The following is a 26,851-nucleotide window of genomic DNA, read 5'->3' on the forward strand; positions in this document are numbered from 1 at the left end:
CATGCGGGCATCAGAAGAGCCTCTCCATTCGGGCGCCAGGTCCGAACCAGCCCAGCCGCTGAAAACTCCTCGATCCATTCATCTGCCCGAAATTGAACCGCCACCATTGGGCGTCTCGCGAATCAGCTATGTTGTGATTGCCTCGACGAAGTCAGACGTGATGCTTGTTTCGCGTTACGGAGAATGACGCTTCTGTGCCCTGAACACCTTCGCCCCGGGTGAGCTGCTGAAGAATCTTGCAAGCGGCGGCTTCGCGACCCTCGGAACAGGTGCGCCGCAGCTCGATGAGTTGCGCTTCCAGCGTCTGCAGGCTGGCGATACGGGACCTGACGTGCTCGATATGTTCGTCGACCAATTCATTGACCCCGGCGCAATTGCGGGTCGGGTCGTCGCGATAGCGCAGCAGCTGGCGAATTTCCTCGTGGGTCATGTCGAGCATCCTGCAGGTGCGGATGAACCTCAGCCTTTCGAAGTGCAGCTGCGTATAGAAGCGGTAATTTGCCTCGGTACGACCAGGTGCAGGCAACAGGCCCTCGCGCTCGTAATAGCGAATCGTCTCGACCTGGCAGTTGGTCATTTTCGCCAGTTCTCCAATTTTCATCGTCGCAGTCTCGTTCGTGGCTTGACCCTATAGTGGCTACAGGGTGTTCACTCGGCAACAGCAGAGGAGAACCACGATGGCTGACTGTTGCAACCAGACTTCCAAGGCGAGTGCCTGCAATGGCGCTTCGAAACCCGTTCGTTTTCATGCCGCGCCCGCGAACGACCGCAGCCAGGGGATAACCGAAACACGGGTGGTCATCGCTCAGATGGACTGTCCCACGGAGGAACGATTGATCACCGACAAGCTGTCGGGCATGCCGGGGATCACGGCCCTGCAGTTCAACCTGCTGCAACGCACCCTGACGATCAGCCATGAGCCGCAAGCGCTTGCGCCGGCTCTGGCTGCGATACGAGCGCTGGGCTTCACCCCCCAACTGGTCACCGATGCGATGCCCTCGACTGAAACCCAGCCGTCATCGAAAGGGCAGTGGTGGCGGCTTGGATTTTCCGGCCTGGCTGCGGTCACCGCCGAGACTCTGCATTTCGGGGAGTGGGCGCCGGAGTGGTCCATCGCGGCCATTTCCATCGTCGCCGTGCTGCTATGCGGGTTGACCGTCTACAGGAAAGGCTGGATCGCGCTGACGAACCGTAATCTCAATATCAATGCCCTGATGAGCATCGCCGTCACGGGGGCGATCCTGATCGGGGAATGGCCCGAAGCGGCCATGGTGATGTTCCTCTTCGCAGTTGCGGAGTTGATCGAGGCAAGGTCGCTGGACCGGGCTCGCAACGCAATTCGTGGCTTGATGGATCTCGCGCCGGAAAGGGTGACTGTCCAGCAGGACGATGGCCGTTGGCTGGAAGTAGCGGTGGCGCACGTCGCCATCGGCAGCCTGGTCCGAGTGCGCCCGGGCGAGCGTATCGGCCTGGATGGCGAGGTGGTGAGAGGCCATTCGACGATCGACCAGGCCCCCATTACCGGCGAAAGCCTGCCCGTCGAGAAAGCCACCGGCGATCCGGTTTTCGCCGGCACCATCAACCAGCACGGGGAACTGGATTACCGCGTCACCGCACAAGCCAGCCAGAGCACCCTGGCTCGAATCATTCATGCGGTGGAGGAGGCCCAGGGCAGTCGGGCGCCGACGCAGCGCTTCATCGATCGGTTCTCCCGCATATACACCCCGGCGGTGGTCCTGTTCTCGGTGGCCGTGGCGATCGTGCCGCCGCTGCTGGCTGACGGGCAGTGGTTCGACTGGCTCTATCGGGCCCTGGTGTTGTTGGTAGTCGCCTGTCCCTGCGCCCTGGTCATTTCCACGCCGGTAACCATCGTCAGCGGTCTCGCGGTGGCTGCTCGCAGGGGCATCCTGATCAAAGGTGGGGTTTACCTGGAAAACGGGCGGAAGATCACCCATCTGGCCCTGGACAAGACCGGCACCATTACCTGCGGTAAACCGGTGCAGACGGACTTCCTGGCACTCGCCGATGGATCGTACGAGACCAGCCGTTCAGCCGCCGCCAGCCTTGCCCATCGCTCGGACCATCCCGTCTCGCAGGCCATCGCCCGGACGGCTGCCGAGCAATCGGTCGCTCTGTACGAAGTGGAGAATTTCGAAGCGTTACCGGGCCGCGGCGTTCGTGGCAGCATCGATGGGCGTCGCTATCAGTTGGGTAACCAGCGCCTGCTGGCAGAACTGGGTTTCGGCTCGCCGGCACTCGAAGGCGCGCTGGATCAACTGGAGCGGCAGGGTAAGACGGCAGTAATCCTGTCCGACGAACATCGGGTGCTGGCCTTGTTCGGGGTGGCCGATACGCTCAGAGAAACCAGCAAGACCGCCATCGACGAGCTCCACGCGCTGGGCGTGAAAACCCTGATGCTGACCGGCGACAACCCCCATACCGCCCAGGCCATCGCACGTCAGGTCGGCATCGACAAGGCCAGGGGCAGCCTCCTGCCGACTGACAAGCTCGACGCCATCGAAGCCCTGATGGGCGGCCAACACACCATCGGGATGGTGGGCGACGGCATCAACGATGCACCGGCACTCGCGCGAGCCGACATAGGTTTCGCCATGGCCGCCGCCGGCACCGACACCGCAATCGAGACCGCCGACGTCGCCATCATGGACGATGATCTGCGCAAGATCCCGGCATTCATAAGGCTCTCCCGCCAGACAGTCGCCGTGCTCGCGCAGAACATCACGCTCGCGCTGGGCATCAAGGCCGTCTTCCTGGTCGTCACGCTGATGGGGCACGCCACCATGTGGATGGCGGTATTCGCCGACATGGGCGTGAGTTTGCTGGTCGTCCTGAACGGACTACGGCTGCTGCGAAGATGAGAAGGCGAGGCTTGGTTCGGTGCGGAGCGGTCGTCGGCTGGATCGAACCTCGATGATCCAGGTCAGATGCATTCGCGAGGCGCAATAGGCTAACGTCTCGCCGCAGTGCGCTGGCACTTCCTATTTGCACGACGAGGAGACCGATCATGTCGCAGAGCTCGCAGCAGAATCGCCAGATTCATCTGGCTTCCCGGCCGCACGGTGCACCGACGCTGGATAACTTCCGCCTGGAGAGCGTGCCGGTGTCCAGGCCTGAAGAGGGGCAATTGCTGCTGCGCACTGTATATCTGTCGCTGGATCCCTATATGCGTGGCCGCATGAGCGAAGGGCCATCGTACGCGCCACCGATGGCGATCGGTGATGTGATGATCGGCGGCACCGTATGCCGGGTCGCCGAATCCCGTCATCCGGATTACCAGCCAGGCGACTGGGTGCTCAGCGGCAATGGCTGGCAGGACTATGCGGTGTCCAATGGCGATGGTCTGCTCAAGCTCGCCAGCGACATGAAACATCCGTCCCATGCGCTGGGCGTGCTCGGGATGCCGGGCTTCACTGCCTACATGGGACTGCTGGACATCGGTCAGCCGAAGGCCGGCGAAACCCTGGTAGTGGCCGCCGCCACCGGGCCGGTTGGCGCAACCGTGGGCCAGATCGGCAAGCTCAAGGGCTGCCATGTGATAGGTATCGCCGGTGGTGAGGAAAAATGCCGCCATGCCGTCGAGACCCTGGGTTTCGATGCCTGCATCGACCATCGCCAGCCGGGCTTCCCTGAGGAACTGGCACGCCAGTGTGGCGAGGGCATCGACATCTATTACGAGAACGTCGGCGGCAAGGTCTTCGATGCGGTGCTGCCACTGCTCAATACCAATGCGCGCATACCCGTGTGCGGTGTGGTCGCGCAGTACAACAGTACCGGCCTGCCGGACGGGCCGGATCGCCTGCCGCTGCTGCTCGAGACCATCTTGAAAAAGCGCATGCGCATGCAGGGCTTCATCATCTTCGATGATTACGGGCATCGTTACGGCGAGTTCCACGAGGCGATGAGCGCTTGGTACGCCGACGGCAAGATCCAGTATCGCGAGCAGGTAGTGCAAGGGCTGGAGAATGCGCCTGAAGCCTTCATCGGTCTGCTGGAGGGGAAGAACTTCGGCAAGCTGGTGGTGCAGGTCGGCAAGGTCGATTGACCCGGGTCGGGTGAAGGCCGCTGCCGTTCGATTTCCCGGCCCTGAAAACGAACGCCCCGAAGCCGTTGGCTCGGGGCGTTCTTCCATGCTGACCGTGTCGCTGGGTGGCCGCTGTCGTGACCGGCGTTGCTCAGCGCCTGCAAGTGACTCTCTGCAAGCCGATCTCGTCCGTTAACAGGCTCGCAGCTGATGCCATCGAGCGCTCTGGTGACCATTTGACGCAGCTCGGGTGCCGCTTTCAGCGCTATCGCTTGTGACTTGCAGGCCGCATCTATTTACTCTTGCTCGGCTTCCTGATTAGGGTGTGATGGCGTTTCATACCGAGTCGCGCCGGAGCACACGACCGCGCCGGCGAGAGCAGAACCCAACTCAAGAATTACAGGCGTTCAAGCATGAGAGTGAAGTGGTCAGCGTTTCCCTGGGTGTGCTTCGCCATGTGCGTAGGGGTGATGGGAACGGCGCTCATTTCGCCGCTGTACCCGCTGTACCAGGAGGCATGGCAGCTACGTACCAGTGACATTTCGCTGATCTACGTGGTGTACATGCTGGGTGCCCTGTCCGGGCTGCTGTTCATGGGGCGGCTGTCCGATACCCTGGGTTTTCGCAACGTGATGCTGGTGGGGCTGCTGCTGGGCTGGGGCGGTACGCTGCTGACGATGATCGCCTGGGATGTCTCCAGCCTGAATGTCGGTCGCTTCGCCGTCGGCCTGTCTTCCAGTCTGATCGTCACCAGCGCCTCGGTAGGCCTGGTGCATATCTCCAGCGAGAGTGCCTCGCAGCGGGTATCGATGATCACCAGCTTCCTGCTGGCCTTCGGCTTCGGGTTGGGGCCGATAACCGGCGGGCTCATCGGCCAGTGGTTGCCGTATCCGCTGACGGTCACCTATATCCCGACGCTGATTCTGGGCGTTTTGGCGATCTATGCCTTGATGCGTCTCGACCTGGAAGCTCACACGGCTACGGAGTCGCTGGGCTGGCGGACCTTCATGCCGCGCCTGGCCTGGACCGCAGCCAGCGATTCACAAGCATTCATCCTGACCTGCGCTTGTCCGTTCTTCGCCTTCGGCGTGTTCGGGCTCTACGCCTCCATGTCCCCGTTGTTCCTGGAAAAGATGCTGCCTTGGCACGGACCGGTGGTGAGCGGTTCCTCCATCGGCGTCATCCTGCTGGCTTCGGCGGCAACGCAGCTGCTCTGTGCCAGGCTGCACGTGCGCTGGTGCGGCTTCATCGGGCTGATGGCGATCGTCGTGAGCAACGCCTTGCTGGTGGCCAACTTCAGGGTCAATTCGAGCCTGGTGTTCATGATCGGCGTCGGCGCCACGGCGATCGGGCACGGGACCTGTCTGCTCGCGGGGCTCAGCATGGTCAACCGCATCGCCAGTCCGGCCGAGCGCTCAGGGCTGATCTCGACCTACCTGGTATGCGGCTACGTCGGCAGCATCGCGCCGCTGATCGGCGTGGGCTGGGTCGCCGACCACTATGGCTTGCCCACCGCGATCACGCTGTTTGGCGGCGCGGTCGTCCTCGTGGCGACGCCGCTGGCGGTGTGCTTCTACCGGCATCCCAGGATGCGCACGGTCTGACGATCATCGGGCTGCGGGCTGGGGCGGCTCGCTGTCATCGCGCTGCTTGCGCAATTTCTTCGCCCGCGCTTCGAGCAGGATGTAGACCAGGGTGGCGAAGAGCAGGGGAATGAGGAAGTAGATCACGCGGTAGCCGATCAGTCCGGCAACGATGCTGCCCTTGCTCATCTCGCCGGAGAGCAGGGCAACGAAAACGGCCTCGATGACGCCCAGACCCGCCGGGATGTGAGTGATCACCCCGGCGATGCTGCTGATCAGCAGGATCCCGAGCACCAGCGGGTACTCCGCCTTCTGCGACAGCATGAAATACACCACCAGCGCCATGAGCGACCAGTTCGCCGCGCCCAGCAGCATCTGGATCACGGCCAGGCGCCAGGAGGGCAGCTGGATCTCGTGCCCGCGAATCGTCCATTCGCGACGCGTGGAAAAGCGGCACAAGCCCAGATAGAACAGGCTGATCGCGATCAGCCCCACCCCCAGAAAGCGCAATGCGGTCGCCCCGATCTTCCAGCTCTCGGGCGGCGTGATCCAGCCCATGGCGAATATCGCCCCGGCCAGCCAGAGGTAGCCTATCCAGTTGGTCAGCACGCTCATGGTGAAGATGCGGGTGATCTGCGAGGCGCGCAACCCCAGGCGCGAGTACAGCCGGTAGCGCAGGGCGATCCCGCCGACCCAGGCACTCAGGTTGAGGTTGAAGGCATAGCAGACGAAGGTGATGGGTACGACCTGCCTGATCGGCAGGTTGTGGCCCACATACGCCTTGCCGAGCACGTCGTAGCAGCAGTACACGGCGTAGCTGGCTAGCGCCGCGCCGCCTGCCATGAACAGGGTTTCGGCGCTGTAGCTGCGCAGGGTCCGGCTGACCTCGGCCCAGTCCAGATTGCGCGCCAGGCTGATCAGCAGACCGGCGACCAGGAGGAAGAAGACGTAGGTGAGAATCTTCTTGATCATCGGCCATCGGCGACGCCAAGGGCCCGGTGCGTCCGTTGCTGTGGAGGTTTCGCTCATTGCTGTTCTCGCTGTAGGGGTGCGTCGCTGACCTGATGCGATTGCGATTGCGCAGGGCGATTGTTCGGATCGAGCAGCTCCAGCTTGGGCTTGTGCGCGGGAAACATGCCCACCAGCGCCGGAAAGTGGCGCAGGAAGTGGAAAATCAGAAAGGCCAGCGGTGCGCGCCACCAGTAACCCCGCATGATCCGCTCCAGCGGAATCCGCCGGCAGTCGTTCTGCAGCAGATGATCGAGGCGTTCGTGCAGCAGACGGTTGAACATGTGGTCGCGAATGATCAGGTTGGCTTCCAGGTTCAGCGACAGGCTCAGCGGATCGAGGTTGCTCGAGCCCACGGTCGACCACTCGTAGTCGGCCAGCGCGACCTTGCCGTGCAGTGGTCGCCGGCAGTATTCGTGAATCTCCACGCCGTCGTTCATCAGGTAGTTGTAGAGCATCCGCGCGCCGAACTTGGCGATCGGCATGTCCGGTTGCCCCTGCAGGATCAGGCGTACCCGCACGCCGCGGCGCGCCGCGTTGCGGATTTCCCTGAGCACGCGGTAGCCGGGGAAGAAATAGGCGTTGGCGATCACCAGCCGTGAGCGGGCATCGCGAATCGCCTGCAAATAGTGCTGCTCGATGTCCGTGTTGTGTTCGTCGTTGTCGCGCGTGACCAGCAGCGCCCGCGCCTCGCCGCGATTGCTGCCGACGTAGGTATCGGCAAGCGGCCGGATGCGGCGCTGCCACCAGCGCCGGGAAGGGTTCGGCGGCGCGACGGTGGTCAGCGCGAAGCGGTGAATGTCATGCACCACCGGACCTTCGACCTGCAACGCGTAGTCCTGCTTGGCGCCGGGGCCGAAGTCACCCAGGTGATCGGCGGAGAAGTTGATACCGCCAATGAAGGCGACTTCCCCGTCGACCACCACGATCTTGCGATGCAGGCGGCGGAACAGGTTGACCCGCTTGCCCAGCAGCCGCTTGCGTGGATCGAACATCTGGATGCGGATGCCGACATCGGTCATCGCCGCCACGAACTCGGCAGAGAGGTCGGCCGAGCCATACCCATCCACGGTGATATCCACGGACGCACCGCGCTGCGCCGCCGCGATCAGCGCCTTCTGCAGTTCGATGCCGACCTTGTCTTCGAAGAAGATGAAGGTCTCGAGCAGGACTTCGTTCTTGGCCTCTCGAATGGCCTCGAACACACGCGGAAAGAATTCCTCGCCGTTTTCCAGCAACTGAAGACGATTTCCGTCTCTCCAGTGAAACTTCATAGATGCAACTCCACCGCCAGTGGCAGATGATCGGACAGGTGCGTCCAGGGTTTGTTACCGAGAATCTGTGGGCGGTGGCTGGTGGCGTTACGGACGTAGATGCGGTCGAGCCGCAGCAGCGGCCAGCGTGCGGGGAAACTCTTGGCCACCTTGCCTTGGGTGACGGCGAACACTTCATGCAGGCCGGCGCAGCGGTTCAGCGTGGCGGTCGCCTTCAGGCGCCAGTCGTTGAAGTCCCCGGCGACCACCACCGGTGCGTCCTCGGGCAGCGAGTCCAGCAACTGGCAGAGCAGCTCCAGCTGTTGCTGTCGGTGGGTTTCGCGCAGGCCCAGATGCACGCAGATCGCATGGAATTCTTCGTGCCCCGGCACTTGCAGCACGCTGTGCAGCAGCCCGCGCCGTTCGGGCCCGGTGATCGACACGTCCAGGTTCTCGTAGCGCAGGATGGGAAACTTGGAGAGCAGCGCATTGCCGTGATCGCCGTCGGGGTAGACGGCGTTGCGACCGTAGGCGAAGTCGGTCCAGATGCTGTCGGCGAGGAACTCGTACTGACTCATCTGTGGCCAGTTGTGAAAGCGCAGGGCATGTTTTTCGTGCGTCCCGAGCACTTCCTGCAGGAACACGATATCGGCGCCCACCGACCGAACCGCCTCGCGCAACTCGGGCAGGATGAACCTGCGATTGAGCGCAGTGAAACCCTTGTGGGTATTGACCGTGAGAACGCGAAGCGAATTGACCGCCGTGGCCAGATGAGAGTCCAGATCCGTGCTGTCGAGGGGGTGGTTCTTATCTAGGGTCACACCATGGCTCCTTCAAGCTGGCCCGGGCTGGTTTCCAGGTCTTTGTCCAGTCCGAGCCGGCGCAGTAGTTGCCGCGCATCGTAGGGCGCCCGGACCTTCACATCGTTGTCGAAATAGCAGTACACCGCGCGCGGACGCTTGTCGGGCTCATGCTCCGGGTCGATCAGTTGCGCATCGTCCGGCTGGCGGCCCTCGCTCCAGCAGCGAATCCGCTCGCACCAGCGCTCCAGCGCCGCGTCGGTATAGCCGCTGGTGTAGAGCTGTTCGGCACCGTGCAGGCGCAGGTAGACGAAGTCGCTGGTCAGGTCTTCGCGATAGGGCCACTTGCCGGCGGTGTCCGCGATTACCAGCGCCACGCGGTAACGGCGCAACAGCTCGACGAATTCGGGTGTGACGAAACTGTCGTGACGAATTTCCACGGCATGTCGCAGCGGCCGTGAACGGTCGATCGCCAGATAGTCGCGGCCCGCCATGCGTTCGTCGCAGCCCTTGGCGATGCGCAAGGCATCCTGGGTGTTATGCGGTAGAAGTTTCAGAAAGGATTCAAAGAGTTGCGGGTCGAACTTGAAGCTGGGTGGAAACTGCCAGAGCAGCGGGCCCAGCTTCTCCTTGAGCTGAAAGAGTCCCGAGGCAAGGAAATTCGCCAAGGGCGTCTCGACGTCCCGCAAGCGACGTACATGGGTCATGAAGCGCGGCCCCTTCACGCTGAAGACGAAGCCTTCGGGCGTGTCGGCATACCAGTTCGCATAGCGTTCCGGCGTCTGCAGCGCATAGAACGACCCATTGATCTCGATGCTGCTCACTGCGCGGGAAGCGAACCGCAGTTCGTGCTTCTGTACCAGGCCCTTGGGGTAGAAGTCACCTCGCCACGGGGCGTAGCGCCAGCCTGAAATGCCGATATGGATGGCTGCCATCAGGTTGCTCCTCGAACCAGGGTCACTGCGGAGAGATGAATCGGTGCTGCACTGCTACTTCCGGTGCTCGCTACGGGGCTCATCGAGCGCTCCTGGCTGCGCCACGGAAACGCTCGGTGCACAGTTCTTCCGACTGAGCCTGGCTTTGGCGGTTCCTCTTTTCGGGATGAAAGGCGAAGCGGGAGGGTGCAGCAGAGGGCCGGGATCGGTTGCCGAGCGGATCGTTGCAGGCGCCATAGGCCTGGCGCAGTTACTGGATCGTCGGGCTTTCGGCCGTGTTTCAGCGCTGCGGGGGCGCTGCAGAACGCATCGGGACCAATCGATGCGGTGCCCACTCCAAGCGCGGGATGCGCATTATTTTTATTTACCTAATAATCAGTTAGTTATGGAGTTATATGAATGTAGATTAGAGATTTCAGGCGAGCGCCCATGGCACCTCGTCCTTGAAGGATTCGACTAGGTAGTCGGCCATCACCCGGACCTTCGCGGGCGGGCGGCGATCCGGCGGGTAAAGGAGGTGGATGCCACCCACGTCCATCGCGGGCTTGTCGAGTTCCAGCACCACCAGTTCGCCTCTTCGCAAAGCGCCCGCGACGATGAACTGCGGTTGATAGATGATGCCCTGGCCACCGACCGCTGCAGCGACCAGAGCCGAGCCGTTATTGGCGAGCAGATCGCCACTGACCGTCACCCGCGCGTTCCCGTCGCGCCCGAACGCCCAGTCCTTGCTCTGCGATAGCGTGTAGCTCAGGCAGTTATGCTGCGCCAGGTCGGCCACCTTGCGCGGGACGCCTCGCTCATCCAGATAGGCGGGAGCGGCGCAGACCACCAACGGGCAATCGGCCAGCCTGCGCGCCTGCAGCGTACTGTCGGCGAGCCGACCGATTCGTACCGCCATATCCCAGCCGCCGTCGATCAGATCCACCTGACTGTCATTGAGACCCAGTTCCACCCGGACCGCCGGATGACGCTGGCTGAACGCCGGCACCAACGGCGCGATGTAGCGGCTGCCGAAGGTCAGCGGCACGTTCATCCGTAGCAGTCCGCGCGCTTCGACCCTTTGCGAGGCGGCGCTGGCTTCGGCTTCCTCTATTTCCGGCAGGATGCGCAGACAGGCTTCCAGATAATCACTGCCGGCCTCGGTCAGGCTCAGGCGGCGCGTGGTCCGGTGCAACAGCTTCACACCCAGATGCGACTCCAGCGCATCCACATGCTTGGTGGCCATCGCCGGCGATATGCCCAGGTGGCGGCCTGCAGCGGACAGGCTACCGGCGCTGACCGCACGTACGAAGATACGCATGCCAGTGATGCGATCGAGCACTTATTTAATCCTCCTGGTAGGAAGTGAAAGCATTATTCTGCGGATTATCAATGTAAAGGATTCAAGTGATACTGGCCTCCGTGAACTAACGGTACGGAGAGTGCCATGACCATCGTCAACGATAGCCGTATGCCTGCCTTGTTCGTGCCCCACGGTGCCGGCCCCTGTTTCTTCATGGACTGGAATCCGCCCACCGCCTGGAACCGGATGGCGGACTTCCTCAAGCACGTGGCTTCTACCTTGCCTGCGCGCCCCAAAGCCATAGTGCTGGTCTCGGGCCACTGGCTGGAAGCGGCCTTCAGCGTGACCAGCGGTCCGCAACCGAAGCTGATCTATGACTACCACGGTTTTCCGGCCCACACGTACGAGTTGCGTTATCCGGCGCCCGGTGAACCGCAACTGGCGGCGCGCATCGCTGGCCTGCTCGGAAAGGCGCGGTTGCCGGCACGGCAGAATCCCACTCGTGGGTTCGACCACGGCATGTTCATCCCGCTGAAACTGATGTTCCCCGATGCGGACATCCCGGTGGTGCAATTGTCGCTGCATCATGACCTGGACCCACAGGTGCATCTGGAGGCCGGTCGGGCACTGGCGCCGTTGCGCGATGAAGGCGTGCTGATCGTCGGCAGCGGCATGAGCTTCCACAACATGCGTGGCTATGGCGATCCGCGGTTCGGTCCGATTTCCGCCGAGTTCGATCATTGGCTGGTGCAGGCGGTCGAATCCGCGGCGCAACAGCGCGAACAGGCGCTGGCCAACTGGACCCAGGCGCCTTCGGCACGGCTGTGTCATCCACCACGTGCCGAGGAGCATCTGCTGCCGCTGATGCTGGTCGCCGGGGCGGCGGGCGAGGACGCCGGCCAACGCATATTCACCGATCGCGTGATGGAAACCACGCTGTCGGCTTTCCGTTTCGGTTAGCTCATGACCATCAACCGGCCCGCGGTACAGCCGCCGGGCTGATTCACAGGAGTTTCAACATGCTGGTTTCAACTGCTCGGATCACCACGGAAAATCCGCAACGACTGATCACACGCCTGTGCAAACACTGGGGCCACAAGTTTCCGGTGAGCTACGACGAACACCAGGGCGAGATCGAGCTCACCCTGGGGCATTGTCTGCTCGAGGTGCACGAGAATGGGCTGCAGGTCCGCCTGCAAGCCGCCGACGAAGAGCAGATCCAGCGGCTGCAGCAGGTGGTCGCCGAGCATCTGGAGCGTATGGCGGCGGGCGAAACCCTCGTCTTCAACTGGCAACCATGATTTTTCAGAACGAACAGCGAAGGAGCAGTGACAAATGATCCCGGATTCGAAAGAGCGCTACGGCACGGTCAGCAAATGGTTTCATTGGCTCATGGGTGGGCTGATCATCTGGCAATTCCTCAAGCTGGGCGACCGCATCAGCGAGGGTGAGCACTGGATCGGCCAGACGTTGGTGCCCTGGCACGTTTCGATCGGCGCGTTGCTGATGGTGCTGATCGTGTTGCGAATCTTCTGGGCGTCGGGCCAGCTCAAGCAGCGCCCGCTGCATGACCCGGCTACCGCATTCGTGGTCAAGGCCGGCCACCTTGCGCTCTATGTCGGCATGCTGTTATTGCCGATCACAGGACTGCTGACCATGATCGGCAATGGCTACGGCCTGAAGGTGTTCGGCGTCCAGCTCGTGGCCAAGGGGCCGGAGATCGACTGGGTTGCGACCTTGGGTAGCGCGCATTCGCCATTGGCCTGGATCATGGTGTTCCTGGTGATCGGTCATATCGGCATGGCGCTGCTGCATCACTTCGTCAAGCGCGACGATGTACTGCGGCGCATGCTGTGATCCCATGGTTCGCGGCTGGCGAAGTTGGGTAACGACTCGACCGGCTGGGCAAACCGAAAGGGGACGGACACCATGCCGTCCCCTGTTTTTTTCTGCACCACGAAATGCAGGTGCGGGCCGGTACTGCGGCCGGTATTGCCTGATTCACCCAACGGGGTACCGACCTTCACCCGCTGCCCCGTGCCGACTCGTACGGATCCCCGCGACAGATGCAGGTAGGCACTCTCGCTGCCGTCGGCATGGCGAATCCGAACGTAGTTGCCGGCGGGATCGGGATGCCGGCCGGCCTGGCCATTGTGCACCGCTACCACCGTACCGGCGCGCGCCGCGAGTATCGGCGTGCCAATCGGCATGGCGATATCCACCGCATGGCGACCGCGTGGTGTGTTGTGGCTGTAGTCGCCTCCCGCCCCCTGGGAGATGCGAAACGGCCCGCCTTGCCAGGGCAGGGCATAGGCCGGCCCCGCAACGGAGCCGGGCTGCCTCGGCTCCGGCGTGAAGAGCGGCACGTAGCTGAACGAATGCTTGAACATGATCGGCCCGCCTGGCTGACGCTTGCTCAACGTCGCCACCCGCACACGGCTGTTGGCAGGCACTCTGGTGCGGATCAACCCGTTGCCGACACCGGCGACGTTCACCCTGCGTGAGATCCGCAGCGTCACGTCCACCGGCACATCCAGTGTATTGCTGACGTCCATCGCCTTGCCGCCACCGGCACGGTTGATGAACAGGCGCACCGTCCCCGGCTTGGTGGCGCCGGATTGATTGTTGGCGGCCAGCGCAGCCGACCAGGGCGCGAGACCGAGAAGAAACAACAGCGGATAAGCGAAGGGTCGCAGGAAGGGCATGTCGTGTGATCCATCACGGAAGGGACAGCTGCCCGCGGCGGGCGTAACGAATCCGTCGGTTGGTGGAAAAAACCGCGCTCGCCTTGGGACTGGATACGAACGTCCGGGTTCATGTCCGTGCGTCGGGTTTGTGGGATCGCGGCGAGAAAGAGCGACAACTTGCTGCGCACCCTACGCGGAGCATCGGCATGCTCCGTAGGGTGCGCCAAGCCGCTACTCTTCTTCCTTGATCAACTCCAGCAACAGCAGCGAGCGGCCGGTGGTGGCATATTCGTCGCCGAAGTCGAAGCGTTCTGGCCGTGCCGTGGGGTTGTTGGTGTCCACCAGGCGATTCCAGAAGATGCCCTGGGGCACTTCCGGCAGCGTGAAGTTGACCAGGTCGTGGTGGGCGTTGATGACGATCAGCAAGGTGGCGTCGGAGCCTGCCCGGCGTATGCCGGTTGCCTGGGCGCGACCGTCGAGCAGCATGCCCATGCAGCGGTTGTTGGCGTCCTCCCATTGCTCGACGCTCATTTCTTCGGCGTTGGGTGCCAGCCAGGTGACGTCCTTGACGCCCAGTTCCTCGTTGTAGGCGCCGACCAGGAAGCGTCCGCGGCGCAGCATCGGGAAGCGTTGGCGCAGGCGGATCAGCTTGCGCACGAAGGCCAGCAACCCCTGGCTGTTCTGGCAGATGTCCCAGTTGACCCAGCCGATCTCGCTGTCCTGGCAGTAGGCGTTGTTGTTGCCATGCTGGGTGCGACCGAACTCGTCGCCGGCGACGATCATCGGCGTGCCTTGGGCGAACAGCAGGGTGGCGAAGAAGTTGCGCATCTGCCGATAGCGCAGCCCGACGATTTCCGGATCGTCGCTCGGGCCCTCCACACCGTGGTTCCAGGACAGGTTGTTGTCGCTGCCGTCGCGGTTGTCCTCGTCGTTGTCCTCGTTGTGCTTGTGGTTGTAGGACACCAGATCCTTGAGTGTGAAACCGTCGTGGGCGGTGACGAAGTTGACCGAGCTGAACGGCCTTCGGCCACGCTGGTTGAACAGGTCGCCCGAGCCCGTGAGACGGCTGGCGAAGTCGGCGAGCTGGCCGTCATCGCCTTTCCAGAAGGCGCGTACCGTGTCGCGGAACTGGTCGTTCCACTCCGCCCAGCCCGGCGGGAAGCCCCCGACCTGATAGCCACCGGGGCCGCAGTCCCAGGGCTCGGCGATCAGCTTGGTCTTGGCCAGCACCGGGTCCTGGCGGCAGGCGACGAGAAATCCGTGGCGTTCGTCGAAGCCTTCGTGCTCGCGACCGAGGATGGTCGCCAGATCGAAGCGGAAGCCGTCCACGTGCATCTCGGTGGCCCAGTAGCGCAGCGAATCGGTGACCATCTGCAGCACGCAGGGGTGGCTCATGTCCAGGGTGTTGCCGGTGCCTGAATCGTTGATGTAGTAGCGCTTGTCGTCGGGCATCAGGCGGTAGTAGGAAGCGTTGTCGATGCCGCGCATTGACAGCGTCGGGCCCAGCTCGTTGCCCTCTGCGGTGTGGTTGTAGACCACGTCGAGGATGACTTCGAGATCGGCATTGTGCAGGTGCGCGACCATCTCCTTGAATTCGCTGATCTTGCCGCTGGCCAGGTATTTCGGGTGCGGCGCGAAGAAGGCAATGCTGTTGTAGCCCCAGTAGTTGTTCATGCCTTTTTCCAGCAGGTGCTGATCCTGGACGAAGGCGTGTATCGGCAGGAACTCGATGCTGGAAACGCCCAGCTTGCGGATGTACTCGATGATTTCCGGGGTCTTGAGACCGGCGAAGGTGCCGCGCAATTCGTCCGCCACCGCCGGATGGCGCATGGTGTAGCCGCGCACGTGGGTCTCGTAGATGACGGTGCGGTCCCAGGGCACCTGCACCGGATGATCGCGCCCCCAGGTGAACGCCGGGTCGATGATCTTGCACTTGGGCACGAAGGGCGCGCTGTCACGCTCATCGAAACTCAGGTCGCCATCGGGGTGGCCGATGGTGTAGCCGAACAGCGCTTCGGACCAGCGCAGTTCGCCGACCAGCTGCTTGGCGTAGGGGTCGATCAGCAGCTTGTTGGGGTTGAAGCGATGGCCGGCTTCCGGCTCGTAGGGGCCATGTACCCGGTAGCCGTAGATCTGGCCGGGATGGGCGTCGGGCAGGTAGCCGTGCCAGATCTCGTCGGTGTATTCCGGCAGCTCGATTCGCTCCAGCTCGGTTTCGCCACTGGCATCGAACAGGCACAGCTCCACCTTGGTCGCGTGCGCCGAGAAGATGGCGAAGTTGACACCCAGGCCGTCCCAGGTCGCACCTAACGGGAAAGGAAGCCCTTCGCGAATGCGTGAAACTTGCTGGAACTGAGGGGCTGAAGACTTGCGTTTGCTCATGAGTGCTCCGGGGACCGAGTCCAGACAATATGGTGCGAGACCTTCGAGACCTTCTTCCCGTAGGTCAGCCTGTTGTTGATCCTTGCCGCTGAAGTGACGCCGACAACAGACTCTAGCGCTCGGTCGTTTTGGCCGATCGTGGCGTCCGGGTCTTCTTGATAGCGTCCGGGGTTCCCGCCTGAGCATCGGTGGCCGCTTTGGAGGTGGCCTTGGCGCTGCCTTTGGCGGCGGCTGCGGCTTTCGCAGGTTTCACGCCCTGTGCGCTGCCCGCCGCTTTCGCAGGAGTCGCATCGGTCGGCTTCGTGGCGGTCTTGCGGGTCCGGCCTGCGGGTTTGGCGGGGGCCGTGCCGCTCTGTGCCTCGGCCAGTTTGCAGGCCATTTCCCAGTGCCGCGCGTCCTGTCCCTCGGGGCGGCCTTCGGATAGCCAGATCTCGTACGCAAGCTCGCGGATGCGTTGCTCTTGTTGGTTCATCGTTGCTGATCTCCTGACGAGTTGATTGTTATTTGAAAAAGCGCCACCGGCAGCGCGCCCAGAGCTTGCCGGGCGTGCAAAGCCGCTTGTTTGGGTGTGACTGTATTTCCGTCGAAAAGTCGCGTGAGCGGTACGCCGTTCAGCGCATCGGGCAACTGGATTCGGGTATCGCCCCAGCGCTCGGCGGCTATCTGCGGTGTCGGGCTGTCGCCCAGCAGCGCTGCTGCCAGGCGAGCCGCCACCACGATCAGCCAGCTGCCCTCGAACTCACGGGCGAAGGCGACCAGGCACTGGGCATGCTCGCCGGCGACCTTCAAGGGAAGGTAGCGGCCTTCGGTGAACAGCCGGGGTTGCGCCAGGCGCAGCTTCAGCGTCCGCGCGATCAGCCATTGCTTGATGCGCCCGTCCTGCCACCGGCTAAGCAGGTGTTCCGGTCGTGCGTCCAGGTCGAGTGCGCTGCGGCGGGCGGCGAAATCGACGGGGCGGCGGTTGTCCGGATCGACCAAGCTGAAGTCCCAGAAATCCGCACCCTGGTACAGGTCCGGAACGCCCGGCGTGGTCATGCGCAGCAGCGTCTGGGTCAGGCTGTTCAAGACGCCGGCCGGGGCCAGCTCGGCGGCGGCAGCGGCTATCTCGCCGCGCAGGGCCTGGCAATGCTCGCCGAGCAGCAGGCCTTCGGTGTATTCATGGCAGGCGCGCTCGTAATCGCTGTTGGGATCGCTCCAGGTGCTGCGCAGCTTGGCTTCGCGAATGGCCTTTTCCTGCCACCGGATGATTCGTTGGCAGAAGTCACCCATCGCTTCGCGATCATCGGCAGCCAGTTCCGGTGGCCAACTGGCGAGGAGCACCTGGAACAGCATCATTTCGTCGCCTGCCGAGGGCGCGCTGCCATCGGCCAGCTCCTGGCGCAGGGCGTCGGCCGACTGCCGCCAGTGGCGAACCTTGCCGGCGAACCATTCGGCACGCTCGCTGAGTACCGCCAGGCGCGCGCGGGTATCCTCGCCGCGCTTGTGGTCGTGGGTGGCGGTGGTCAGCAGATTGCGCGGGAAATGTTCGGCACGGGCCAGACATTCGTCGTGGAAGGACTCCACCGGCGCGCTGAATTGCTGCGGATCGAAGCCCACGTCGTTGCGCGAGAGCAGGGCGCCAGAGCGATAGCAGGCGGTATCCTCGACGGCCTTAGCGGCGGCGGGCGAGGTCAGCTGCTGAAAGCGCACGCAGGCGTAGCGGCGAATCCGCCGGGCCGGCCCTGGCGGTAGCGAGCGCAACGGCTCGCCACCCAGCCAGCGGTCCAGGTGATCGAGCAGTGGCCAGTCCGCCTCGCCGAGTGTCGTGCGTGCGCCGGCCAGGGCTTGCTGGAAGAACGGCTCATCGGCGCTGCGCCGCCCCTGGGCCGCGATATAGGTGCGATACACCGGGAAATGCACGATCAGCTCCAGCAGCGCGCGGCGTATCGCGCCGAGGGTGATGTCGCGGGTCATCAGGTCATGCCGGGCGACCTGCAAGAGCGCCTGCGCAACGGTCTCGAAATCGCCGGCCAGGGGCCCGGTGAGCACCAGCTGGCGAGCCTGTCGCACCTCGTCCATGAAGTCCTCGGGCCGCTCGGCCGTTTCGCTCCACAAACCGCAGAGCACGGCTTTGCCGGCCGGGTCGTGCTGCAGCAGCGACACCTGGTTCATGAATTCGTAGCCGGTGGTGCCGTCCACGCCCCAGTCGTCGTGCAGCCGCTCGCCGGCGGCGAGAATCTTCTCGACGTAGATCGGCACGTGATCCTGCGCCGCTTCGGCGGGCCGCCCGGCGTTCAGCCGATCGACGCGACGGCGCAGGCGTCGACAGTAGCCACGCGGGTTGGCCAGGCCGTCGATGTGGTCGATGCGCAACCCGTCGACCAGGCCTTCGCCGATCAGCTCGAATATCTTCGCGTGGGTTTCTTCGAACACCACCGGGCGCTCGACGCGCAAGCCGCCCAGTTCGTTGATGTCGAAGAAGCGTCGCCAGTTGATGTCGTCGCCGGCGGTACGCCAGCTGGCGAGGCGGTAGTGCTGGCGTTCGAGCAGGCCGTGCAGGCGCCTGAAGCCTTCCTCGGTGGTGGAGTCGTAATGCCCGAGCGCGGCTTCGAGGCGTTGCCGGGTAGCACCGTCTTGCAGTCGCTTCGCCAGCTCGGCACGTAATTGAAGAGCAGTCTGGTAGGGCGCCGGCTCGGTCTTCAGCGCGTCGAAATGCTGGGCCAGCGAGCGCAGCTCGGCATCGTCGCTCAGGCGCAGCACTTCGCCGTAGCTGGGTGGCGTGATGGGGAAGCGGTGCTCGTAGTGTTCGGCATAGAGGGCGCCGTGCTCGGCATCCAGGCGCAGCGGGATACTGCCTTGCTGCAGCGCCTCGCCGTAGTCGCTGCCGAGGAAGGGCACCAGCAATTGGCCTTCGAGCAGGGGGTCGGGCGAATTCCATTCGATGTCGAAGAACTGCGCATAGGGGCTGCGCCGTCCCCACTCCAGCACGTCCAGCCACCAGGTATTGCCGCGGCCGCCGACGGCCATGTGGTTGGAGACTATGTCCAGGATCAGCCCCATGCCTTCCCGGCGCAGCGCCTCGACCAGGCGGCGCAGGGCCGGTTCGCCGCCCAGTTCGGGATTGATACGCGTGGGGTCGATGACGTCGTAGCCATGCATCGAGCCGGGACGCGCCGTGAGCAGGGGAGAGGCATAGAGGTGGCTGATGCCGAGACTGGCGAAGTAGCCGACCAGCTCGGTGGCGTGATCGAGAGTGAAGTCGCGGTGGAACTGCAACCGCAAGGTCGCGCTGAGAGGTTTCATCGCGGTTCTTCTCCTTGTGTCCGGCGGCGTCGTGCTTCAGCCAGGCAGCGCAGGCGCCGAGTGCTGTCCGGTTGATCGAGCAGCGTGGCGCTATCGCCGGGGTAGCGCCGCCGCCAGTTGGGGTGAGCGTCGACGATGCCGGGCATGTTCGGCTGCTCCTCCAGCGCCAGTACGTCTTCCATCGGCAACAGCGCCAGCGGCGCTGGGGTTTGGCCGATGAAGCAGGCGCTGGCTTGCACCGCACTCATGGGATCGAGCAGCTCTTCCGGGGACTCGGTCGCATATGGACGCAGCACGGCATTCAACCCCCGGCGTTCCCGGTCGCGCTCCTCGGTCTGCTGCTGACGATCTTCCTCGCGGTTCTGCCCGACGCGGATGCGCCAGTCGATGTCATGTCCGCCCCACCAGCCCCGGATTGTCGGCAGATCGTGGGTGGTGGTGGTCGCCAGCGCATCCGCCGACCATTCGCTGGCCGGTCTGAAGCACGCCTTGCCGTCATGTTCGAACAGCAGTACGCGCATGCCGAGGATCCGCCGCGATATGAGTTTTTCGCGCAATCCCTCGGGGACCGTGCCCAGGTCTTCGCCGAGGATCACCGCATTGTGGCGCCAGGCCTCGAGCGTGAGCAGGCGCAGCAAGTCGTCGAAGGGGTAGTTGAGGTAGGCGCCATGCTCGGGGCCGGCGCCGACCGGCGTCACCCACAGCCGCATCAGCCCCATCACGTGGTCGATGCGCATGCCGCCAGCGTGGGCGAGGTTGGCGCGAAGCATCTCTATGAAGGCACGGTAGCCATGGGCCTTGAGTCCCCAGGGGGAGAAGGCGGCAATGCCCCAGCTTTGCCCGTTGCGATTGAGGATGTCCGGTGGCGCGCCCACGCTCAGGGCGGCCAGCACTTCGTCCTGCCGGCTCCAGGCCTGGCTGCCGCCGCCGTCGGCGCCCACGGCCAGATCGCTGATCAGCCCGATGGCCATGCCCGCGCCGCGCGCCGCCGCTTGTGCACGTTCCAGGCCGCGGGCGATGAGCCATTGGCAGAATGCGTAGAAGCTCACTTCGTCGGCGTTTTCCTCGGCGAAGCGCTGCACGGCCGGGTTTTCCGGCGTGCGGTACCGCTCGGGCCATTGCCGCCAATGCTGCGAGTAACCGTTCTCGTCGAGCAGGGTGGCGTGCAGGGCTTCGAACCGGCAATGGTTCTCCAGCGCCTCGCCACCGGCTTCGCGGAAGCTGGCGAAGTCCTGCTGCAGGGCATTGCCGCCGGTCATGAAGTGCTCATAGAGCGTGCGCAGCAGGCACTGACGCGTCTCGGTCACGGCCGCCCAATCGATCAGATCGAGTGCTTCGAGCTGCCGCAGCGGCCCCTCGAGCCCGCAGGCTTCGATGGCCAGGCGCAACGGTTCTTCGCCGAGGATGGCACCCGGCGCGGCGTGCAGCACGTTGTAGAAGAGCCGACTGGAGGGCGAATAGGGGCTGTACTGATCGCCGCGCCCGACGAACATGGCGTGCAGCGGGCTGATGCCCAGTGCGGCCGCGCCCTGTGCCGCGGCACTGCGTGTCAGGGCTTCCAGCGCCAGGGTATCGCCCAGGCCGCCATCGCCGGGGCGCCGCAGGCTATAGAGCTGGACGGTGATCCCCCAAGCCGATTGGCCGGCGATGTCCTCCACGCTGGGGCAGACCGGTGGCGCGACGGCGAGGGTCAGCTGCTGCCCGGCGATCTGCAACTGGTGGTAGCCGGGCACGTCGATGGCGGCCAGGCGAGCATGGGCATCCAGCTCGCCCGTCTGCCGGGAACCCTCTTCGAGCTGCAGCTGGTAAGGCGTGTGGGCGTCGAAGAAGTCCTCCAGGCTCAGCGGAACTCCCTGGTCCGCCGTGATCAGCGGCGGCAGGTCAGCAGCTTGGTGGCCAAGGTGAAGTTTCTCCAGGCTTTGCTCGATGTCCTCTTCCGTTTCGGCGCTCAGGCCGAGGCCGGCGAGTACGGCGCGTAGCACTTGCGGCTGTACGCGCTGGTCGCGACCGTCGGCGTCGATCCAGTCGATGGACAGCCCAGCCGCCTTTGCCAGGTGTTCGAGGCGCTCATCGCTCATTGGACTCATCCAGATAGATTGCGGCGGTGCCCGCGGGCAGCTGATCGGCAAAGCGTCCGTCGCTCAGGTCACGGTTGGAGAACAGTAACCGCGCGGCGCCGCGCGGGGCGGTGAGCGGCACCGAAGCCGGGCCCAGGTTCAGTTCCAGCCGCAGGGTGCTGCCGTAGGCCATCTTCCAGCGCGCAAGGACCGCGGCCTTGCCGAGCGCCGCCGAACCGAAGAAACGGGCACCAGGCAGCCGCGGGACGATCTCGGCATGGCGGATCTGCAGCAGGGTCCTATAGAGGGCCAGCCATTCGGCATGGCCCGGTTCGCTGGCGCTGGTGAAGTCCGGCCGGGATGCCTCGAAGGTTTCCACCGCGTTGGGGTCGGGAATGCGTGCGCGGGTTTCGGCATCGGCGAAGTCGTCGAATTCGGCGAACTCGCCCCGTCGGCCCTCGCGTACCGCATCGGCCAGCTCGCCGTGGTGGCTGGTGAAGAACAGAAACGGCTGACGCGCACCCCATTCCTCGCCCATGAACAGCAAGGGGATCATCGGCGAAAGCAGCAGCACCACGGTCGCCGCCCTCAAGGCATCGGGATCGCTCAGGCTGACCAGACGCTCGCCGAAGGCGCGGTTGCCGATCTGGTCATGGTTCTGCAGGAACAGTACGAAGGCGCTCGGCGAAAGGTGCGCGCTGGGTTCGCCACGCGGTTCGCCGCGGCGATTCTTCTGGCCCTGGTAGATGAAACCTTCGCCGAGGAAACGTGCCAGCTTGTCGGTGGCGTCCTGGTAGTAGTCGGCGTAATAGCCCTGGTTTTCACCGGTGAGCAGGGTGTGCAGCACGTTGTGGCCATCGTCGTTCCACTGCGCGGTGAAGCCCTGTTCGAGCAGGCTGGCTCGGTTGTCTTCGTTCTCCAGGACGAGATGCACGTAACGGTCTGGTCCGGTTTCGGCGCGCACGCGATCGGCCAGTTCGAGCAGAAAGTCGCGGTCGGGAATGGCATGCACCGCATCCAGGCGCAGGCCGTCGAAGCGGTATTCGTTCAGCCACATCAGCGCGCTATCGATGAAGAAATCCCGCACCTCGCGCCGGCGAAAGTCGATGGCATCGCCCCAGGGCGTGTGTTGGTCGTGGCGGAAGAAGGCGCTGGCATAGCGCCCCAGGTAGTTGCCGTCGGGCCCGAAGTGGTTATAGACAACGTCGAGAAACACCATCAGCCCGTGGCCATGGGCGGCGTCGATCAACTGCTTGAGCTGTTCCGGCGTGCCGTAGGAGGCTTCGGGCGCGTAAGGCAGAACCCCGTCGTAGCCCCAATTGCGATCGCCGGGAAATTCCGCCAGCGGCATCAGCTCGATGGCGGTCACGCCCAGTTCGGCCAGAGCGGCAAGCCGTTGCTCGATCTGCGCATAGCCACCATAGGCGCCCACATGCAGTTCGTAGAGCACCGTTTCGTGCCAGGGGCGGCCTCGCCAGTCCGGGTTGCGCCAGCGATAACCGTCCGGGTCGACCACCACGCTCGGTTGCTGTACGTCACCGGCCTGGGCGCGTGAGGCCGGGTCCGGTACTTCCAGCTCACCATCGATCAGGTAGCGATACTGCGTGCCCGCGCCAACGGGCGCTTCGATGCTGTACCAGCCATCGTCCCGCGCCTGCATCGGCAAGGGCTTGTCAGCCACGAGCAGGGCGACGCTCTTCGCATCGGGTGCCCACAGATTGAATCTTGTGGTGGATGGGTCGAGCAGGTGCGCGCCGTGTCGGTGAGTCATCGGGTGATCCTGTTCAAGCAGTGGCATGGGCGACTTCTCGCACCTCCAGCAGTTGCCGGTACAGGTGGTCGTAGGGCTCGATCGCATGGCGCCAGAAGAACCCCGTGCCCATGGCCCGGCAGCGCATGGCGTCGAGCAGCTGTGGTTGGCGGAAAACGGACAGGGCGCGGTCCACGGCCTGGCGATAGCTCGCCACCGTCGGCTCATCGAAGAGGAAGCCGGTCACGCCATCGTCGATGCTGTCGGCCAGGCCGCCGGTGCGCCTGGCCACAGGCAGCGAGGCGTAGCGCTGGGCGTACATCTGGCTCAGGCCGCATGGCTCGTAGCGCGAGGGCATGAGCAGGAAGTCGCTGCCGGCGAACAGGCGGCGCGCTTCGGTTTCGTCGAAACCGATACGCGCGGCGATCTGCCCGGGATTGCGTCGGGAAAGCTCGCGCAGCTCTTCTTCGATGGAGGCTTCGCCGCAGCCGAGGATCGCCAGCTGGCCACCGGCCTCGACGATGTTCCGGGCGACGCCGATGGTCAGGTCCAGGCCTTTCTGGCGGACCAGTCGCGACACCACGGCAAACAGCGGTCCGTTGCTCGGCGCCAAGCCAAAATGCTCGCGTACATGGGCGGCGTTGGCTGCCTTGCCCGCCCAGTCATGAACGCCGAAGCCCTGGATCAGGTGCGCATCGTCTTCCGGCTCCCAGCTCTCGTCGATGCCATTGATCAGGCCGCTGAGCAGACCCTGGCGGGCCTTCATGCTCAGGAAGCCTTCCATGCCGCAGCCGAACTCGGACGTGGTGATCTCCCGGGCATAGGTGGCACTGACGGTGGTGACCCGCCTGGCGTAGGCGATACCGGCCTTGAGTAGCGAAAGCTTGCCGTAGAACTCCATGCGTTCGGGGCTGCAGGCTTCACCGGGAATCCCCAGCGAGCGCCGCAAACTCATGTCGATATTGCCCTGATAGGCCAGGTTGTGAATGGTGAAGACGCTTGGTGTGCGCAGGCCGCGCCAGTGCATGTAGGCCGGCGCCAGACCTGCGGGCCAGTCGTGGGCATGCACCAGCTCCGGCGCCCAGCGGATGCAGGCGGTGCCGGCAGCGATGTCCGCTGCGGCGAGCCCCAGGCGGGCAAAGCGCAAGGGGTTGTCCGGCCAGTCCTGACCGTTGGCGTTGGTGTAGGGCAGGCCTTCGCGCTCGTAGAGCTCGGGGCAGATCAGAATGTAGATGATCAGGCCGTCCGGCATGTCCAGTCGGCCGATTCGGGCAGCCGGCAGGTCCGCGTGGCCACTGACGCTGCCGACGATACGGATCGGCAGGCCGCACCGCATGACCTGCGCGTATCCGGGTATCAGCACGCGCACGTCGTGCAAGGCCGCAAGCGCGCGGGGCAGGGCGGCCGAGACATCGGCCAGGCCACCGGTCTTGATCAGGTCGGTCAGTTCGGATGTAACGAAGAGGATCTTTTTCTTGCCCTCCTGCATGCTGCGCAACTGCAGCAGAGGGCGCTCCGCCGGCGGTTGCGCCGGACGCAGGTGATTCAAGCGAAAAGGCCGTGCATCTACAGCAGCAACACTCATAACACCCACTCCCCAGCTCGGCACGGCCGAGCAGCTACGAGCACGTTTCTCCCATGCGAAGGCCGGAAGCCGTCGCCACCTAACGCAAGACTTTTGTTTTGTTGTTCTTCGAGGTTGTCGCGGTTGTTGCAAGATGCGCGCGGTAGAGCGTGCGCCTATCTCAAAACAAGACCTGTCGGTTCCGGATAAAGTTCGGCCCCTTTGGGCGGAAACCGGAAGCCGGGAACTTGCGCCTGACGGCCGGTTCGGAAACTCAACGAATCCAGTGGAGTTCCGGACATGCAAGACCTCGCCGAACTGGTCGATTTCCTCGCCGACAAAGAACTCAGGCTGACGACTGCGGAGTCCTGTACCTGTGGCCTGATGGCCTCGCTGCTGGGGGATGTGCCGGGCTGCGGCCAGGTGCTGGACAGCGGCTTCGTGGTCTATTCGCCGGAGGCGAAGCAGGGGCTGCTGCAGGTCAGTCCCGAGACCATCGAGACGTACGGCCTGACCAGCGAAGAAGTCGCGAGCGAAATGGCCCTCGGTGCGCTGCAGGCGAGTGTCGCCGACATTGCCGTCGCCAATACCGGCGTCGCCGATGACAGCGAGGAAGATGCCGGCGGTACGCAGTGCTATGCCTATGCCCTGAAGGATGGCGAGCAACGGGTATGCATCAGCGAGACCGTCAAATTCGAGGGCAGCCGGGTGGAGATTCGCAAACAGGCTGCGCGCCATGGGCTGGATCAGCTGCCCGGCAAATACCGGCAACTGATCCAGAGGCTGGAGAAAGTGAAAGGTAGTGACCTGTCCTGATCAGTTTTTCGGCCAGTCTATCTTCGGCGTTCAACCGGCCGTTTCGCCATGGGCGAATCCTTTTCGAAAGCCGCCGCATGACCAGCGCAGCGCAATCCTTACCTTCAGTCGAACGCGCGGAACTCATGAGTTGGGTGCTCCTCACACTTGATAAGTGGCGCGTCGCAGCGCCTTGGTTTCAAACCATGGGAGACAACTCATGCAAAGCGCACAGACTGGCAATGACATCCGTGTCGAACGTTTGATCGAATGGCTGCGTGACGCGCACGCGATGGAGGCTCAGGCCGAAACCATGCTGAACAAGCAGGCCAGCCGCATCGAGAACTATCCCGCCCTGAAAGCGCGTATCGAACAGCACATCACCGAAACGCAGAACCAGGCCAAGCTGGTGGAGAGCTGTCTGCAGCGTTATGACAAATCCTATTCGGGCATCAAGGATCTGGGCGGCAAGATGATGGCGATGGGGCAGGCGCTCGGTGGAATGGCCGTCAATGACGAGATCGTCAAAGGGGCGCAGGCAGGTTATGTCTTCGAGAACCTGGAGATTGCCTCCTACACCATTCTCATCGCCGCCGCCGAAGCCGTGGGCGATACCCAGACCCGGGATATCTGCGAGCGAATCCTCGCCGAGGAAGTGGCCATGGCCGACTGGCTTCGCGAGCACCTGCCGGAGCTGACCCAGGCTTATTTGACCCGGGCGGCCACGCCGGAAGTGGAAGCCAAGCGCTGAGCGGCTTGTCGAGTGGGAACGTGGCGGGCCGGGCCCGATCCGGCATCGCCGCTACGTTCCTTGTTGTGAGCGAGCGCGGCTGGATGATCGATGCGTAGTAAAGAACCCCTGCTGAAAACCTTCACCTTCGCAATTCTGCATTTCACCACGGCATTTCTGGTGGTCTACGCGCTGACCGGTAGCGTGACCATTGGCGGCGCCGTCGCGCTGATCGAGCCGTTGTGCAACACGCTGGTGTTCTACCTGCACGAAAAGGCCTGGCGCCGCTTCGGGCGCCATCGGGAAAAGCGCACCCGAGGCTACGGCCATGACCTGATCCTGCGCTATCTGCGCAACCGGGAGAGCGAAAGGAAGGCCTGAGGCTTCAGTCGTCGGCCCCGGCGGGGCGTGACAGCAGAGCCCCGCGGGTGGCGTACAGCTCGACGCGCAGTTCCTGAGCCAGCCGGACCAGATTCGCCGCATCGCGACATTGATCATCGGTGATGCCCAGCACGGTCAGCTCCTCACCCTGATAGCGTTCACCATAAAGGCGGACGCTGAGAGTGCTGTTGGCTTGAGCGTGGCAATCGCAACGAAAAGGGTAGAGGTGGTTGCGCAGAATGCTCTCGATCTTCAACAAAGGTAAGCGCGTGTTCATCTCAGGCCTCCATCTGGTGGACCAGATTCACGCATGAATTCAT

Annotated in this window: 23 protein-coding genes; 9 read left to right on the forward strand and 14 right to left on the reverse strand. The window is 63.8% G+C overall.

The window, feature by feature from the left end:
- Positions 1-151: 151 nt before the first annotated feature.
- Positions 152-601 (reverse strand): Cd(II)/Pb(II)-responsive transcriptional regulator, encoded by a 450-nt coding sequence (gene cadR, locus EA795_RS17040; RefSeq protein ID WP_058078634.1) that lies wholly within the window; start codon positions 599-601, stop codon positions 152-154.
- Between the two features lie 76 nt (positions 602-677).
- Between cadR and EA795_RS17045 the strand changes: the two genes are divergently transcribed.
- From EA795_RS17045 to EA795_RS17055, 3 genes are all read left to right on the forward strand, one after another.
- Entirely contained in the window at positions 678-2,879 is a 2,202-nt protein-coding gene (locus EA795_RS17045) for a heavy metal translocating P-type ATPase (protein ID WP_058078633.1), read from the forward strand.
- A gap of 146 nt (positions 2,880-3,025) precedes the next feature.
- Positions 3,026-4,063, forward strand: a complete 1,038-nt coding sequence (locus EA795_RS17050; RefSeq protein ID WP_122078583.1) for an NADPH-dependent curcumin/dihydrocurcumin reductase — start codon at positions 3,026-3,028, stop codon at positions 4,061-4,063.
- Between the two features lie 392 nt (positions 4,064-4,455).
- Positions 4,456-5,646 carry an MFS transporter gene (locus EA795_RS17055; RefSeq protein ID WP_083237891.1) on the forward strand — a complete coding sequence of 397 codons (1,191 nt, stop codon included), beginning with the start codon at positions 4,456-4,458 and terminating at the stop codon, positions 5,644-5,646.
- 3 nt (positions 5,647-5,649) lie between these two features.
- On the opposite strand, the gene EA795_RS17060 is transcribed toward EA795_RS17055, so the two are convergent.
- The 5 genes from EA795_RS17060 to EA795_RS17080 all read right to left on the reverse strand — a co-directional run bounded on the left by EA795_RS17060 (position 5,650) and on the right by EA795_RS17080 (position 10,942).
- Positions 5,650-6,654 (reverse strand): lysylphosphatidylglycerol synthase domain-containing protein, encoded by a 1,005-nt coding sequence (locus EA795_RS17060; protein ID WP_122078585.1) that lies wholly within the window; start codon positions 6,652-6,654, stop codon positions 5,650-5,652.
- Positions 6,651-7,907, reverse strand: a complete 1,257-nt coding sequence (clsB, locus tag EA795_RS17065) for a cardiolipin synthase ClsB (protein WP_122078587.1) — start codon at positions 7,905-7,907, stop codon at positions 6,651-6,653. Before clsB ends, EA795_RS17060 begins: the two co-directional genes overlap by 4 nt.
- Positions 7,904-8,707 (reverse strand): endonuclease/exonuclease/phosphatase family protein, encoded by an 804-nt coding sequence (locus EA795_RS17070; protein ID WP_014852791.1) that lies wholly within the window; start codon positions 8,705-8,707, stop codon positions 7,904-7,906. The genes clsB and EA795_RS17070 overlap by 4 nt, the downstream gene beginning before the upstream one ends.
- Positions 8,704-9,621 carry a DUF72 domain-containing protein gene (locus EA795_RS17075; protein ID WP_122078589.1) on the reverse strand — a complete coding sequence of 306 codons (918 nt, stop codon included), beginning with the start codon at positions 9,619-9,621 and terminating at the stop codon, positions 8,704-8,706. Before EA795_RS17075 ends, EA795_RS17070 begins: the two co-directional genes overlap by 4 nt.
- A 415-nt stretch (positions 9,622-10,036) precedes the next feature.
- The gene (locus tag EA795_RS17080; RefSeq protein WP_122078591.1) at positions 10,037-10,942 is read right to left on the reverse strand and encodes a LysR family transcriptional regulator; all 906 of its coding nucleotides are present in this window, start codon (positions 10,940-10,942) and stop codon (positions 10,037-10,039) included.
- 105 nt (positions 10,943-11,047) lie between these two features.
- Between EA795_RS17080 and EA795_RS17085 the strand changes: the two genes are divergently transcribed.
- Genes EA795_RS17085 through EA795_RS17095 form a run of 3 tightly spaced genes read left to right on the forward strand, consistent with a single transcriptional unit; the run spans position 11,048 to position 12,760 of the window.
- On the forward strand, positions 11,048-11,863 hold the full coding sequence (locus EA795_RS17085; protein ID WP_122078593.1) for a DODA-type extradiol aromatic ring-opening family dioxygenase: 816 nt from the start codon (positions 11,048-11,050) through the stop codon (positions 11,861-11,863).
- Between the two features lie 59 nt (positions 11,864-11,922).
- A complete protein-coding gene (locus EA795_RS17090; protein ID WP_122078595.1) occupies positions 11,923-12,204 on the forward strand; it encodes a DUF2218 domain-containing protein in 282 nt (93 codons plus the stop codon).
- Positions 12,205-12,238: 34 nt separating this feature from the next.
- Positions 12,239-12,760, forward strand: a complete 522-nt coding sequence (locus tag EA795_RS17095) for a cytochrome b (protein ID WP_205891498.1) — start codon at positions 12,239-12,241, stop codon at positions 12,758-12,760.
- On the opposite strand, the gene EA795_RS17100 is transcribed toward EA795_RS17095, so the two are convergent.
- The 7 genes from EA795_RS17100 to glgA form a co-directional block, all read right to left on the reverse strand.
- Complete coding sequence (locus EA795_RS17100; protein ID WP_122078597.1) at positions 12,718-13,608, reverse strand: M23 family metallopeptidase; 891 nt, start codon at positions 13,606-13,608, stop codon at positions 12,718-12,720. The genes EA795_RS17095 and EA795_RS17100 overlap by 43 nt on opposite strands.
- A gap of 213 nt (positions 13,609-13,821) precedes the next feature.
- On the reverse strand, positions 13,822-15,972 hold the full coding sequence (gene glgX, locus EA795_RS17105; RefSeq protein WP_122078599.1) for a glycogen debranching protein GlgX: 2,151 nt from the start codon (positions 15,970-15,972) through the stop codon (positions 13,822-13,824).
- A gap of 112 nt (positions 15,973-16,084) precedes the next feature.
- A complete protein-coding gene (locus tag EA795_RS17110) occupies positions 16,085-16,444 on the reverse strand; it encodes a DUF2934 domain-containing protein (protein ID WP_058075872.1) in 360 nt (119 codons plus the stop codon).
- Positions 16,441-19,254 (reverse strand): malto-oligosyltrehalose synthase, encoded by a 2,814-nt coding sequence (locus EA795_RS17115; protein ID WP_122078602.1) that lies wholly within the window; start codon positions 19,252-19,254, stop codon positions 16,441-16,443. Before EA795_RS17115 ends, EA795_RS17110 begins: the two co-directional genes overlap by 4 nt.
- Positions 19,251-21,332 carry a 4-alpha-glucanotransferase gene (malQ, locus tag EA795_RS17120; protein ID WP_122078604.1) on the reverse strand — a complete coding sequence of 694 codons (2,082 nt, stop codon included), beginning with the start codon at positions 21,330-21,332 and terminating at the stop codon, positions 19,251-19,253. The genes EA795_RS17115 and malQ overlap by 4 nt, the downstream gene beginning before the upstream one ends.
- Positions 21,322-23,109 (reverse strand): malto-oligosyltrehalose trehalohydrolase, encoded by a 1,788-nt coding sequence (treZ, locus tag EA795_RS17125; RefSeq protein WP_240645034.1) that lies wholly within the window; start codon positions 23,107-23,109, stop codon positions 21,322-21,324. The genes malQ and treZ overlap by 11 nt, the downstream gene beginning before the upstream one ends.
- Positions 23,096-24,646: a glycogen synthase GlgA gene (glgA, locus tag EA795_RS17130; RefSeq protein WP_122078608.1), complete on the reverse strand. Its 1,551-nt coding sequence runs from the start codon at positions 24,644-24,646 to the stop codon at positions 23,096-23,098. The genes treZ and glgA overlap by 14 nt, the downstream gene beginning before the upstream one ends.
- 279 nt (positions 24,647-24,925) lie before the next feature.
- On the opposite strand from glgA, the gene EA795_RS17135 reads away from it, so the two are divergent.
- From EA795_RS17135 to EA795_RS17145, 3 genes are all read left to right on the forward strand, one after another.
- Positions 24,926-25,441 (forward strand): CinA family protein, encoded by a 516-nt coding sequence (locus tag EA795_RS17135; protein ID WP_122078610.1) that lies wholly within the window; start codon positions 24,926-24,928, stop codon positions 25,439-25,441.
- Positions 25,442-25,640: 199 nt separating this feature from the next.
- The gene (locus EA795_RS17140; RefSeq protein WP_058075866.1) at positions 25,641-26,171 is read left to right on the forward strand and encodes a ferritin-like domain-containing protein; all 531 of its coding nucleotides are present in this window, start codon (positions 25,641-25,643) and stop codon (positions 26,169-26,171) included.
- A 90-nt stretch (positions 26,172-26,261) separates the two neighbouring features.
- On the forward strand, positions 26,262-26,531 hold the full coding sequence (locus tag EA795_RS17145; protein WP_058075865.1) for a DUF2061 domain-containing protein: 270 nt from the start codon (positions 26,262-26,264) through the stop codon (positions 26,529-26,531).
- A gap of 4 nt (positions 26,532-26,535) precedes the next feature.
- On the opposite strand, the gene EA795_RS17150 is transcribed toward EA795_RS17145, so the two are convergent.
- Complete coding sequence (locus tag EA795_RS17150; protein ID WP_058075864.1) at positions 26,536-26,808, reverse strand: DUF1652 domain-containing protein; 273 nt, start codon at positions 26,806-26,808, stop codon at positions 26,536-26,538.
- Positions 26,809-26,851: the final 43 nt, after the last annotated feature.

The organism is Stutzerimonas nitrititolerans, assembly GCF_003696285.1.
GTDB classification, from domain to species: domain Bacteria; phylum Pseudomonadota; class Gammaproteobacteria; order Pseudomonadales; family Pseudomonadaceae; genus Stutzerimonas; species Stutzerimonas nitrititolerans.